General features: G+C 69.2%; 11 protein-coding genes. 2 read left to right on the top strand and 9 right to left on the bottom strand.

The window, feature by feature from the left end:
- Genes NQV15_RS05470 through NQV15_RS05460 form a run of 3 tightly spaced genes read right to left on the bottom strand, consistent with a single transcriptional unit; the run spans position 1 to position 2,365 of the window.
- Positions 1-645 carry a metallophosphoesterase family protein gene (locus NQV15_RS05470; protein ID WP_232398606.1) on the bottom strand — a complete coding sequence of 215 codons (645 nt, stop codon included), beginning with the start codon at positions 643-645 and terminating at the stop codon, positions 1-3.
- Positions 646-674: 29 nt separating this feature from the next.
- On the bottom strand, positions 675-1,022 hold the full coding sequence (locus tag NQV15_RS05465; protein ID WP_232398604.1) for a DUF4233 domain-containing protein: 348 nt from the start codon (positions 1,020-1,022) through the stop codon (positions 675-677).
- Between the two features lie 5 nt (positions 1,023-1,027).
- On the bottom strand, positions 1,028-2,365 hold the full coding sequence (locus tag NQV15_RS05460; RefSeq protein ID WP_232398601.1) for a bifunctional folylpolyglutamate synthase/dihydrofolate synthase: 1,338 nt from the start codon (positions 2,363-2,365) through the stop codon (positions 1,028-1,030).
- Positions 2,366-2,493: 128 nt separating this feature from the next.
- On the opposite strand from NQV15_RS05460, the gene NQV15_RS05455 reads away from it, so the two are divergent.
- Together NQV15_RS05455 and valS are read left to right on the top strand one after the other, a co-directional pair.
- Entirely contained in the window at positions 2,494-4,614 is a 2,121-nt protein-coding gene (locus NQV15_RS05455) for an MMPL family transporter (protein WP_232398599.1), read from the top strand.
- An 11-nt stretch (positions 4,615-4,625) separates the two neighbouring features.
- A complete protein-coding gene (valS, locus tag NQV15_RS05450) occupies positions 4,626-7,229 on the top strand; it encodes a valine--tRNA ligase (RefSeq protein ID WP_232398597.1) in 2,604 nt (867 codons plus the stop codon).
- A gap of 213 nt (positions 7,230-7,442) precedes the next feature.
- Here the strand turns inward: valS and NQV15_RS05445 are convergent, their stop codons facing one another.
- The 6 genes from NQV15_RS05445 to NQV15_RS05420 form a co-directional block, all read right to left on the bottom strand.
- A complete protein-coding gene (locus tag NQV15_RS05445) occupies positions 7,443-8,594 on the bottom strand; it encodes a saccharopine dehydrogenase family protein (RefSeq protein WP_232398596.1) in 1,152 nt (383 codons plus the stop codon).
- Between the two features lie 58 nt (positions 8,595-8,652).
- The gene (gene clpX, locus NQV15_RS05440; RefSeq protein WP_232398595.1) at positions 8,653-9,924 is read right to left on the bottom strand and encodes an ATP-dependent Clp protease ATP-binding subunit ClpX; all 1,272 of its coding nucleotides are present in this window, start codon (positions 9,922-9,924) and stop codon (positions 8,653-8,655) included.
- A 141-nt stretch (positions 9,925-10,065) separates the two neighbouring features.
- On the bottom strand, positions 10,066-10,668 hold the full coding sequence (locus NQV15_RS05435; protein WP_232398594.1) for an ATP-dependent Clp protease proteolytic subunit: 603 nt from the start codon (positions 10,666-10,668) through the stop codon (positions 10,066-10,068).
- Positions 10,665-11,240 (bottom strand): ATP-dependent Clp protease proteolytic subunit, encoded by a 576-nt coding sequence (locus tag NQV15_RS05430; protein ID WP_232399793.1) that lies wholly within the window; start codon positions 11,238-11,240, stop codon positions 10,665-10,667. Before NQV15_RS05430 ends, NQV15_RS05435 begins: the two co-directional genes overlap by 4 nt.
- 133 nt (positions 11,241-11,373) lie before the next feature.
- Positions 11,374-12,147 carry an SDR family oxidoreductase gene (locus NQV15_RS05425; RefSeq protein WP_232398593.1) on the bottom strand — a complete coding sequence of 258 codons (774 nt, stop codon included), beginning with the start codon at positions 12,145-12,147 and terminating at the stop codon, positions 11,374-11,376.
- Complete coding sequence (locus NQV15_RS05420) at positions 12,140-13,333, bottom strand: phytanoyl-CoA dioxygenase family protein (protein WP_232398592.1); 1,194 nt, start codon at positions 13,331-13,333, stop codon at positions 12,140-12,142. Before NQV15_RS05420 ends, NQV15_RS05425 begins: the two co-directional genes overlap by 8 nt.
- Positions 13,334-13,344: the final 11 nt, after the last annotated feature.

Genomic DNA, 13,344 nt, shown 5'->3' with positions numbered 1-13,344 from the left:
TCAGTCCTCCTGACCCGATCGTCCGACCGACGAGGACGAGCTCACCACCGCCTGGGGCTCGATGTCGATGACCCGCCACGGGATGACGTTGCGGATCGTCGTCGGCCCCACCTGCCGGTCGGCCTTGAGCATCCCGAACGGGTGGATGTGCCCGTGCAGGTGCCACGTCGGTCGCAGCACCTCCAGCACCTCGTGCAGTGCCTCGATGCCCACGTGGCTGGGGTCGTCCTCGTCGCCCAGGCCGAGGGGCGGGGCGTGGGTCAGCAGGACGTCGACCGGCGCGGTGCCGCCGGCGAGCGCCAGCAGCCGGCGGGCGCGCTGGTGGTACTCGCGCTGCGTGTACTGGTGCTCGCCGTCGTTGTAGCGCACGCACCCGCCGAGACCGGCGATGCGCAGCCCGGCGACCGTCTGGACCGAGCCGTCGACGCTGACCATCCCGCGGGGCGCGGTGGGCGTCCCGCGGCCGATGTGGGGCTCGTGGTTGCCGGGCACGAACAGAGCCGGTGCCCCGACGAGCTCCACCAGCGTCTCCAGGTAGTCCCACGGCAGGTCACCCGCCCCCAGGACCAGGTCGACCTGCAGGTCGCGCACCCGCGACCGCATCGCGGGGACCTCCTCGTCGGAGACTGCCAGGACCCGGACCATCTGCTGAGCCTACTCCCGGGAGACGCCGGTCACCGTGGTTCGTCGTCCGCCTCGGCGGCCTCGCGGGCCCAGCGCGCCTTGTCGTCCTCGATCTTGCGCCCCAGGAAGAACGCGCCGAACCACAGCGCGGCGAACATGAGTCCGACGAAGAACATGATCGGCACCAGGAAGCCCATGGCGATCGCCGCGACCTGGATCGCGTGCCCGACCAGATAGGCCTGGGGACGCCGCAGGGAGCCGGCGACCAGGATGCACAGCAGTGCCAGTCCCAGCCCCAGCACCAGAGCGGCGGTCTTGTGGACGTCCTCGACCGAGATCATGACCGGCACGCTCAGGCCGAGGATGATCGCCTCCAGCGACAGCATCGCCGCGCACATGCCCCTCATGAGACCTGACCGCCCAGCAGGACGCGGGCCTCGCCCACCGTGACGACCGATCCGGTCACCAGGACTCCCCCGCTGCCGATGGAGTCGTCACCGCCCTCGCCGCCGTCGGCCATCGAGACGGCCCGCTCGAGCGCATCGGGCAGCTGCTTGGCCACCACGACCCGCTCCTCACCGAAGATGTCGCCGGCGATCTCGGCCAGCTCCTCGACCGGCATGGCCCGGGCGGTGCTGTTCTGCGTCACCACGATCTCGGCCATGACCGGCTCGAAGATGCGCAGCATCTCCTCGACGTCCTTGTCGCCCATGACCCCCACCACACCGATCAGCGGGCTGAACGAGAACGCGTCCTGGATCGCCTCGATCGCCGCGGTCGCGCCGTGCGGGTTGTGGGCCGCGTCCAGCAGCACCGTGGGGCTGCGGCGCACGACCTCCAGGCGCCCGGGTGAGCTCACCGCGGCGAAGGCCGCGCGCACCAGGTCGCCGTCGAGCTGCTTGCTGCCGGTGAACGCCTCGACCGCGGCCAGCGCGTAGGCCGCGTTGTGGGCCTGGTGCGCCCCGTGCAGCGGCAGGAAGATGTTGTCGTAGCCACCGGAGAGGCCCTGCAGGCTGATCTGCTGGCCGCCGATCGCGGTGACCCGGTCGTTGACCCCGAAGTCGACACCTTCGCGCAGCGCGATCGCACCGACGTCCAGCACGCGGCGCATGAGGACGTCCATGACCTCCGGCGTCTGCTCGGCGATCACCGCGTGCGAGCCGGGCTTGATGATCCCGGCCTTCTCCACCGCGATGATCTCGGGACGATCCCCCAGGTAGGCGGCGTGGTCGACGCCGATCGGCGTCACGACGGCGACCTGGCCGGTCGCGACGTTCGTGGCGTCCCACGAGCCGCCCATGCCGACCTCGACGACGGCGACGTCGACGGGGGCGTCCGCGAACGCGGCATAGGCCATCGCCACGGTCATCTCGAAGAACGACAGCGGATGATCCGAGGAGTCGTCCACGATCTGCGCGTAGGCGGCGACATCGGCGAACGCATCGACGAACTGCTCCTGCGTCAGCGGCACGCCGTCCAGCGAGATGCGCTCGGTCATCGACTGGAGGTGCGGGCTGGTGAAGCGCCCCGTCCTCAGGTCGAGGGCGCGCAGCAGGGTGTCGATCATCCGGCTCGTCGATGTCTTGCCGTTGGTACCGGTCAGGTGGATGACCGGGCTGGCGTCCTGGGGGTCACCCAGCAGACGGCACAGCGCCGTGATTCTGTCCAGTGAGGGCTCGAGACGGGTCTCGGGCCACCGGCCGAGGAGCGCGCGCTCGACCTCCGCGTACGTAGGTGTCATCCCGCCCAGTATCGCAGCACCTCAGGGACGGCTCAGGGTCACCACCGATGTTCAAAATGTCGGCGCCGCGCGGCATAGTGGTGAAGATCACAAATGACCATCATTCGGGGCTGTCCCTAGGAGGGCACATGAACCGAAGCATCGCGGGATGGGCCACGCACCGCTGGGCGAAGTGGGTGGTGACGGCCCTCGGCCTGGTGATGATCTTCGCGCTGGCCTCCCTCGGCGCCAAGCTCACGAGCGTCCAGGACAACGACGCCGCATCCTGGCTGCCCGGCGACGCCGAGTCCACCAAGGTGATCGAGAGATCGAAGGCCTTCTCCGACCCCAACGACATCCCGGGGGTCGTGCTCTACGTGCGTGACGCGGGCATCACCCCTGCCGACGTCGCCAAGGCGACGGCCGACGCAGCCCGGATCAAGGGGGTCGACTCGGTCACCGAGGTGACGGGACCGATCCCGGCCGACGACGGCAAGGCCCTGCAGGTCCTCGTGACGATCCGTATGAGCAGCGACGGGTGGGAGGACCTGCCCGACCGGGTCGACGACATCAGATCGATCGCCGACCGGGACGCCGGCGGCCTCGACGTGCGCATCGCCGGTCCCGCGGCACTCGGCGCAGACCAGGCCGAGGCCTTCGCCGGCATCGACGGCATCCTGCTGCTCGCGGCCGTCGCGATCGTGTTCATCATCTTGCTCGTCACCTATCGCAGCCTGCAGCTGGCGATCCTCTTCCTGCTGTGTGGCGTGGGCGCGGTCTTCAGCGCGCAGGGCCTGGTCTACCTGCTGGCCAAGCACGCCGACCTGACGGTCAACGCGCAGAGTGCGGGCATCCTCAGCGTGCTGGTGCTCGGCGCGGGAGTCGACTACGCATTGCTGCTCGTGGCCCGGTACCGCGAGGAGCTGCACCGCTACGAGGACCGGCACGAGGCGATGGCCCACGCCCTGCACCGCGCGGCCCCGGCGATCCTGGCCAGCGGCGCCACGGTCATCATCGGCCTGCTGTGCCTGCTGTTCGCGGAGATGAACTCGACCAGCAGCCTCGGCCCGGTCGGCGCCGTCGGCATCGCCTGCGCCCTGCTGGTCATGATGCTCCTGCTGCCGGCGCTGCTGCTCATCCTCGGACGGTGGATCTTCTGGCCGTTCGTGCCCCGCTTCGGCGACCCGATCAAGAGCGAGAACGGCATCTGGGCGCGGGTCGGCCGACGGATCGCCAAGGCCCCCCGCGCCGTCTGGGTCACGACGACCCTGGTCCTGGTCGCCCTGTCGTTCGGCGTCGTCCAGCTCGACGCCAACGGGCTCACCAACGCGCAGAGCTTCACCAAGGAGCAGCCGTCGGTGCTGGCGGAGCGTGAGCTCGCGAAGCACTTCCCGGGCGGCGCCGGCTCCCCCGTCGCCGTCATCGCCGAGGGCTCGCGCGCCGACGCGGTCAAGGACGCGCTCTCCGGGGTCGAGGGCATCGACGCGAGCTCGGTCCAGGTCTTGAGCCCGGCCGGCAGCCCCGTCGCCTATCTCGAGGGCACGCTGACCTCGGCCCCCGACTCGGCCGACGCCTTCGCCACGATCGACCGGGCGCGAGATGCGGTGCACGACGTCGCGGGCGCCGATGCACTGGTGGGAGGCAACACCGCGGTCAACAAGGACGTCCAAGCCGCCTCCGGCGCCGACAACCGGCTGATCATTCCCATCATCCTGGGCGTGGTCCTGCTGATCCTGGCCGTGCTGCTGCGCTCGATCGCGGCGCCGCTGATGCTGCTCGTGACGGTCGTGGTGTCCTTCGCGGCTGCGATGGGCATCAGCGCACTGACGTTCCGGCACGTGTTCGGGTTCGAGGGGACCGACTCGTCCTTCCCGTTGTTCGCCTTCGTGTTCCTCGTGGCGCTCGGCATCGACTACAACATCTTCTTGATGACCCGGGTGCGGGAGGAGTCCCTCAAGCACGGCACCCGCAAGGGGGCCCTCATCGGGCTCGCGGCGACCGGTGGGGTGATCACCTCGGCAGGCTTCGTCCTGGCCGGCACCTTCACCGCCCTGGCCACCCTGCCGGTCGTGTTCCTGGCCGAGCTCGGCTTCGCGGTCGCGGTCGGGGTGCTGCTCGACACCATCATCGTCCGGTCGGTGCTGGTCACCGCGCTCAACCTCGACTTCGGGCGCAACATCTGGTGGCCGAGCGCTCTGGGCCGCACCGACGGCCAAGTCCACGAGGAGGTGGACAGGACCAGCACGCCGCGTGAAGCTGCTCGCACCTAGACTTGTCTGTTGTGACTAGCGAACTCGGCACATCTGCCCCTGCGACCGGCGTCCCGGAGAAGCCCGTCCTCGAGGGACTCGAGGCGACGTGGTCGGCACGGTGGGCCGACCAGGGCACGTACGCCTTCGACCGCACCAAGTCCCGGGAGCAGATCTTCTCGATCGACACGCCCCCACCCACGGTCTCGGGCTCCCTGCACGTCGGTCACGTGTTCTCCTACACGCACACAGACCTCATCGCGCGCTACCAGCGCATGCGCGGCAAGGAAGTCTTCTACCCGATGGGCTGGGACGACAACGGCCTGCCGACCGAGCGTCGGGTGCAGAACTACTACGGCGTCCGGTGCGATCCCACGCTGCCGTATGACGAGTCGTTCACTCCCCCCGAGAAGCCCGACCCCAAGCGCCAGATCCCGATCAGCCGCCGCAACTTCGTCGAGCTGTGCAACCAGCTGGTCGAGGAGGACGAGAAGGTCTTCGAGTCGCTGTGGCGGACGCTCGGCCTGAGCGTCGACTGGTCGCAGAAGTACACGACGATCGGCGATGAGTCGCAGACCGTGTCGCAGCGCGCGTTCCTGCGCAACCTCGCGCGTGGCGAGGCGTACCAGCAGGACGCCCCCACGCTGTGGGACGTGACCTACCAGACCGCCGTCGCCCAGGCCGAGCTCGAGGCGCGGGAGTACCCCGGCGCGTACCACCGGGTCGCGTTCCACGGCGCCGACGGTCCCGTCCACATCGAGACGACCCGGCCCGAGCTGATCGGCGCCTGCGTCGCGCTGATCGCGCACCCCGACGACGAGCGCTATCAGCACCTGTTCGGCACCACGGTGCGCTCGCCGCTGTTCGGCGTCGACATCCCCGTCCTGGCCCACGGCGCCGCCGAGCCCGACAAGGGCTCGGGCATCGTCATGTGCTGCACGTTCGGTGACCTGACCGATGTCATCTGGTGGCGTGAGCTCCAGCTGCCGAACCGGACGATCATCGGCCGCGACGGACGCATCCTGCCCGACGCCCCGGCGTGGATCAGCGATCCGTCCGGGCTCGAGCTGTACGCGAGCCTGGCGGGCAAGACGACGTTCACCGCACGCGAGCTGACCGTCGCGGCGTTGAAGGAGTCCGGCGACCTGGACGGCGAGCCCAAGGCCACCCAGCGCATGGCCAACTTCTACGAGCGCGGCGACAAGCCGCTCGAGATCGTGTCGACGCGGCAGTGGTACATCGCCAACGGCGGCCGCTCCGCCGACCTGCGCAAGGCCCTGATCGCCCGCGGCGACGAGATCGACTGGGTTCCCGAGTACATGCAGTCGCGCCTGACGAACTGGATCGACGGGCTCAACGGCGACTGGCTGGTCTCGCGCCAGCGCTTCTTCGGCATCCCCTTCCCCGTCTGGTACCGCCTCGACGACGCCGGCGAGCCGGTCTACGACGACCCCATCCTGGCCGATGAGGCGAGCCTGCCGGTCGATCCGGCATCGCAGGCTCCTCCGGGCTTCGACAACTCCCAGCGCGGCGAGCCGGGCGGCTTCATGGCCGATCCCGACGTCCTGGACACCTGGGCCACCTCCTCCCTGACACCGCAGATCGTGTGCGGCTGGGAGCGCGATCCCGAGCTGTTCGCCAAGACGTTCCCCATGGACCTCCGTCCGCAGGGGCACGACATCATCCGCACGTGGCTGTTCTCCACGGTCGTCCGCTCCCACCTCGAGCACGGCTGCGTGCCGTGGACCCACGCGGCCCTCTCGGGCTTCGTGGTCGACCCGGACCGCAAGAAGATGAGCAAGTCCAAGGGCAATGTCGTCGTGCCCGACGAGATCTTGAACAAGTACGGCGCCGACGCCGTGCGCTGGCGGGCCGCGGGGGCCAGGCCGGGCGCCGACTCGCCGTTCGACGAGGCCCAGATGAAGGTCGGGCGCCGCCTGGCGATGAAGGTGCTCAACGCCAGCAAGTTCGTGCTCGCCCCCGAGGAGCAGTACGGCCTGGGCGCGGACGCGTCCTACCTCGACCCGTCGAAGGTCGTCGAACCGATCGATCTGGCCATGCTGACCCGTCTGCGCGGCGTCGTCGCGGAGGCAACCACGGCGTTCGAGGCGTACGACTACGCCAGCGCCCTGGAGGTCACCGAGAAGTTCTTCTGGGACTTCTGCGACGACTACCTCGAGCTGGTCAAGGAGCGGGCGCGCCGCGATGACGCCGGTGGGGCGTCGGCCAAGAGCGCCTTCGTGCTGGCCCTGTCGGTCCAGCTGCGCCTGCTGGCTCCCTTCCTGCCGTACGTCACCGAAGAGGTCTGGTCGTGGTGGCAGGAAGGCTCCATCCACCGCGCCCAGTGGCCCGACAGCTCGGTCGACCTCGTGACGGCGGAGCAGGATCCGGCGGTGCTCACCGTCGCAGCCACCGTGCTGGCAGACATCCGCGGTGCCAAGTCGGTCGCGAAGGTCAGCCAGAAGACCGAGATCGGCACCCTGACGGTCAGCGCGACTGCTGCCGACCTGGAGCTGCTGGCAGCGGCCTTCGACGACGTGCGCGCCGCCGGCCGGGTCACCGCCGAGCCGACGTTCACCGCCGACGACGCCGCGACCGGCTTCACGGTGGAAGCGGTGCCCACCCCGGCGGAGTGAACCCCGCCCCTTGAGCGCAACCGCCCCTTGAGCGCAACCGCCCCTTGAGCCTTGAGCCTGTCGAAAGGGGCCTAACCGTCTCACCGCCCCTTGAGCTTGTCGAAAGGCCCTTTCGACAGGCTCAAGGGGCGATGCGTTTCGACAAGCTCAAGGGGCGTTCCCTTTCGACAAGCTCAAGGGGCGTTCCCTTTCGACAAGCTCAAGGGGCGGGGGCTAGAGGGTGCGGAAGGTGATGCCGGCGGCCTGCAGGCGCTCGATCAGCGCGTCCCCCATCGCGACCGCGGTCGTCGTCTGACCAGACACCTTCGGGACGTCGTCGAAGGCCAGGCACAGCGCGGACTCGCTGAGCATCTTGGCCGTCTCGGTGTACCCGGGGTCTCCCCCGCTGACCTCGGTCGTGACGGTGCGGCCGCCGCCCTGGGCGATGAGCCGCAGGTTGAACCACGACGAGGCCCGCTTGGCCTCGTCCGGACCATCGCCCTGCGCCTTGAGCTTCAACAGCGCGCTGCGCGTGGGCCCCAGCTGGGCGGCGGCCAGCACGACGGCGCCACCGGCGAGGGTGGCCGCCATCATCGGGAGCTTCTTGAACTGGGCGAAGTGCGAGTAGGTGAACTCCGGCCCGTAGCGGTCCAGCGAGCGGGCCGATCGCAGGACGACCTGCGGGTCGATCGTCGGCAGCGGCATCGCCCAGCCCTTCCCCGCCGCGCCGCGGCCCAGGGAGCCGCCACCGCGGATCCTGCGGCCCTCGGGGCGCGGCTCGAGCCGCTTGCGCTCGGCAGCGGCCTTGCGGGCCTCACGCAGGCGGGAGAAGGCTCCGACGGCCGAGTGGAAGGTCCCGCCGGACGCGGTGCCCCCGGCCCGGATGTAGCCCTTGACGTCGATCGGCACGTCCTCGGGCATCTGCTCGACCGTGAACAGCACCCCCAGGTCGTACGGGATGGAGTCGAAGCCGCAGGCGTGCACGAGCTTGGCCCCGGTCTGCTCGGCGACGGCGTGGTACTTCAGCCACATCTGGTCGACGAACTCCGGCTCTCCGGTCAGGTCGACGTAGGCGATGCCGGCCTCGGCGGCGGCCTTGACGGCCGGTTCACCGAGCTGGACGTACGGGCCGACCGTGGTGACCAGGACCCGCGTGCTGCGGGCCAGCGCTGCCATCGAGTCGGCATTGCCGGTGTCGGCCGAGATGATCTCGGGTCGGACTCCACCCTGGGCCTCGACGTGATCGGCGACCGCCTCGAGCTTGGCCTGGTTCCGCCCGGCGACGGCCCATGTCGCGCCGTCCGGCAGGTGTGTGGAGAGGTAGTCGGCGGTCAGGGCACCGGTGAAACCGGTGGCACCGAGCAGGGCGATGTCGACGGAAGCCATGGCCCCCAACCTATCGGCCGGTGGCCCTCGCGCGACCCCAGAAGACCGGCTCCGATGGTCAGGAGGCCTTCTTGGCCGCCTCGTCGTGGGTGAGGATCTGCGGGCCCTCGTGGCCGGCCACCGTCGCGGCGTTGACGATGACCTTGGCGACGTCGTCGCGGCTGGGGATCTCGTACATCACCGGCTCGAGGACGGCCTCGATGATCGAGCGCAGACCACGTGCGCCGGTGCCCCGCGCCAGGGCGAGATCGGCCATCGCCTCGCTCGCGTCCTGGCTGAACTCCAGCTCGACGCCGTCGATCTCGAACAGCCGGACGTACTGCTTGGTCAGGGCGTTGCGCGGCTCGGTCAGGATCGCCACGAGGGCATCCTTGTCGAGGTTGTCGACCGCCGCGATGACCGGCAGACGGCCGATGAACTCGGGGATCAGGCCGAACTTGAGCAGGTCCTCGGGCAGCACCTTGGAGTACAGCTTGTGCGGCTCGGCGGTCTTGCCGATGTCCTGCTGCGCGGCGCTGAAGCCCAGTGCCATCTTGCCGCTGCGCTGCTCGATGATCTGGTCGAGGCCCGCGAACGCGCCACCGACGATGAACAGCACGTTCGTGGTGTCGATCTGGATGAACTCCTGGTGCGGGTGCTTGCGCCCGCCCTGCGGAGGAACCGAGGCCGTCGTGCCCTCGAGGATCTTCAGCAGCGCCTGCTGCACGCCCTCGCCGGAGACGTCACGGGTGATGGAGGGGTTCTCGCTCTTGCGCGAGATCTTGTCGACCTCGTCGATGTAGATGATGCCCGTCTCGGCCTTCTTGACGTCGTAGTCGGCGGCCTGGATGAGCTTGAGCAGGATGTTCTCGACGTCCTCGCCGACATAACCGGCCTCGGTCAGCGCCGTCGCATCGGCGATGGCGAACGGGACGTTGAGCATGCGGGCCAGGGTCTGCGCCAGGTAGGTCTTGCCGCAGCCGGTGGGGCCGACCATGAGGATGTTGGACTTGGCCAGCTCGACCTGGTCGTCCTTGCCGCGCCCGGACGCCGCCTGCGCCTGGACCCGCTTGTAGTGGTTGTAGACCGCGACGGCCAGCGACTTCTTCGCGCCGTCCTGGCCGATCACGTAGCCGTTGAGGAAGTCGTAGATCTCCTGCGGCTTGGGCAGCTCGCCCAGGCTCAGCTCAGCACCCTCGGCGAGCTCTTCCTCGATGATCTCGTTGCACAGGTCGATGCACTCGTCGCAGATGTACACACCCGGGCCCGCGATGAGCTTCTTGACCTGCTTCTGGCTCTTTCCGCAGAACGAGCACTTGAGCAGATCGGCGGTTTCACCAATGCGTGCCATGGGGGATTCCCTTTCCTACCGGGTGTCGTGCAAGGGGCCCGGAGCGTGACCGAGAAGACGTAGTTCCCACCGTAGCGGCGAAAGCCTTCATCGTCTCGGTCACGCACCGGATGTCATCGTGCGAGTTGCGCGACCCGGAGGTCAGACCGCGGGGACCTTCAAGGTGTCCAGGACCTCGTCGACCAGGCCGTACTCGACAGCCTGCTGCGCCGTCAGGATCTTGTCGCGGTCGACGTCCTTGCTGATCTCCTCGATCGGCTTGCCGGTCGCATCGGAGAGCATCTTCTCCATCAGCTCACGCATGCGGAAGATCTCGTTGGCCTGGATCTCCAGGTCGGAGATCTGGCCGCCGGTGCCCTCGGTGTACGGCTGGTGGATCAGGATGCGGCTGTTGGGCAGCGCCAGGCGCTTGCCCGGGGTGCCGGCGGCCAGCAGGATCGCGGCGGCCGAGGCCGCCTGGCCCAGGCACAGCGTCTGCACATCGGGCTTGATATAGCGGATCGTGTCGTAGATCGCCGTCAGCGCGGTGAACGAGCCACCGGGGCTGTTGATGTAGATGCTGATGTCCCGGTCGGGGTCCATCGCCTGCAGCGACATGAGCTGGGCCATGACCGCGTTGGCGACATCGTCGCTGATCGGGGTGCCCAGCATGATGATGCGGTCCTCGAACAGCTTCGTGTACGGGTCGATGCGACGGAAGCCGTACGACGTGCGCTCTTCCCACTGCGGGATGTAGTAGCTCATGAGATGTCTCCTGCGCTCGCGACGACGTGGTCGATCAGGCCGTACTCCTTGGCCTGCTCCGGCGTGAACCAGCGGTCACGGTCGGAGTCGAGCTCGATCTGCTCGATGGACTGGCCGCTGTGCAGCGACTGCAGCTGGTTGAGCTGCTTCTTGAGCAGCACGCTCTGCTCGGCCTGGATCTTGATGTCCGAGGCGGAGCCGCCGATGCCGCCGGAGGGCTGGTGCATCATGATGCGCGCGTGGGGCAGGGCGTACCGCTTGCCCGCGGTGCCGGCTGCCAGCAGGAACTGGCCCATCGACGCGGCCAGGCCCATGCCGAACGTCGCGACGTCGTTGGAGATGAACTGCATCGTGTCGTAGATGGCCATGCCGGAGTCGACCGAGCCACCCGGCGAGTTGATGTACAGGTAGATGTCGGCCTGCGGATCCTCTGCGTTGAGCAGGAGCATCTGGGCGCAGATCGCATTGGAGTTGGAGTCGCGCACCTCGGAGCCGAGGAACACGATGCGCTCCTTGAGCAGGCGCTGGTAGATGTGTCCGTCGAGATCCGAGGGGCCGGCCTCGCCGGCCATCCTCGGCGACAGTGGGCTGGAGCTGTCAGATGTGTTCACGTCCCCAACCTAGACGGCGGGCCCGACGAACACACGCGAAGACACGGCTGTTCGCTGACAGCGTGACGGTCCGGCCGTCGATGCCCGCCCGGGCTCAGTCGGAGGCTCCGACGACGTTCTGGTCCCAGTCGATGATCGAGCCCGTCACGACACCGCTGCGGTCGGACAGCAGCAGGACGGCCAACGCTGCCATGTCGTCGACCTGGCCGAGCCGGCCCATCGGCTGGGACGCATTCGCCCGCTCGAGCCACGAGTCGTCGGCGTCGTGGAACTCGCGCTGCACGGCGTCCTCCCCCTCGGTCTGGGTCCAGCCGATGTTGATGCCGTTGATCCGCACCCGGTCCCAGCGGTGGGCGTGCGCGGCGTTGCGGGTCAGCCCCGCGAGCCCGGCCTTCGTCGCGGAGTACGGCGCCAGGGGGGGCTGCCCGCCGTGCGCCGACATCGTGATGACGTTGACGACGGTGCCCGGCGCACCCCGCCGCACCATGTCGGCGACCGCGGCCTGCATCAGGAAGAACGGTCCGCGCAGGTTGACCGCGACGTGGGCGTCGAACAGCTCGGGCGTCGTGTCCAGGAGGGATCCGCGGCTCGTGAGCCCGGCGGCGTTGACCAGACCGTCGATGCGTCCGTGCCGCTGGATCGTCGCGGCGACGGCGGCACGGGCCTGCTCGACGTCGGCGACATCGCACGCCACGAACATCGCATCGCCGCCGAGGCTGTCGGCGAAAGCCTCGCCGACGCCGCGGCGGCGGCCCGAGACGACGACGGACGCCCCCTCGGCGACAGCCGCGCGGGCGATGCCGCCGCCGACGCCCTGGGTGCCTCCGCTGACCAGGATGACCTTGTCGGCCAGGAGCGGCTCAGCCATCGGTCCGGCGCCGCTCCGTGTACGCGTCGATCGCGGCGTCGAGACGTTCGGACGTCCACCCGCCGGCCAGCGCCTCGTGCAGCACATCGGCCTGCGACAGCGGGGTCAGACCGCCGATGGGCTGGTCACGGTCGAGGTTGGTGGGGAACGGGTAGCCCTCCGCGGTGGCGGCGATGGCGTGCCCGAGCGTCGCGGCATCCACTCCGGACTCCTTGCGGGCGACCAGGACGGGGTAGACGGCCTTGGACATCCGGCCACGGTCGACCGCCTCCATGGCCCGGCCGAAGCCGGACGAGACCTGCAGGAGGTTCGCCATGCGCTGGATGTCGGACGACACGTTGTTGCCGGCGCCGTGGAACAGGGCGGGGTTGAAGAACGCGGCATCGCCCTTGGCCAAGGGCAGCTGTACGTGGTGCTCGGCGAAGTGCTCGCGGAACTCCGGCAGGCGCCAGGCGAGGTAGCCCGGGACGTACTTGTGCGAGTGCGGCAGGTACATCGTGGGGCCGCTCTCGACCGGCATGTCGGAGTGCGCGACGGCCCCCTGGAGCGTCAGGACGGGCGACAGCAGGTGTACGTGCGCGGGGTACTGCTCGACGACGTCGTTCGCGAGGAAGCCGAGGTGGTAGTCGCGGTGCGGGTCCTGGGCGACCCCGCCGGGCCTGACCACGTTGACCTGTGACGTCACCTGGTAGCCGGGCCCGAGCCAGGCGCGCGAGATCATCGCGATCACGTCGTTGCCGTAGTAGTCGGCGAACGCGGCAGGGTCGCGCAGCGCGAGCTTCTCGAGCGCATTCCACACACGACTGTTGGCGCCGGGCTTCGCGAAGTGGTCGCCGGGCGTGGTGCCGGCGCGGCGCTCGTCCTCGATGATCGCGTCGAACACGGCCGTGACGCGGTCGACGACGTCGTGATCGGTGAAGGCGCCCTTGAGCACGACGATGCCGGGCCCGTCGCTCAGCGCCCGGGCGAGCTCGCCCTCGACCTCGATCGCTCCGTCAGGCGTCGCGGCGGCGGCCCGCAGCGTTGCGGCCTCGAACACGAGGACGCCTTGCTCGACCCCCTCCGCATGCGGGTAGTCGGCAAGGTCGGTCGTGCTGGCCAGGACGTCCGCGAACTCGTCGACGCTGCAGTCGGCCTCGCTCAGCCGCAGCGGCCGGGCAGGGAAGCCATGGATCGTGTCTTTCATGCGTTCTCTCC

It is taken from the genome of Aeromicrobium wangtongii, from assembly GCF_024584515.1.
Lineage (GTDB): Bacteria > Actinomycetota > Actinomycetes > Propionibacteriales > Nocardioidaceae > Aeromicrobium > Aeromicrobium wangtongii.
The sequence above is the reverse complement of the archived record's forward strand: the minus strand, read 5'-3'. Positions and strand labels throughout refer to the sequence as shown.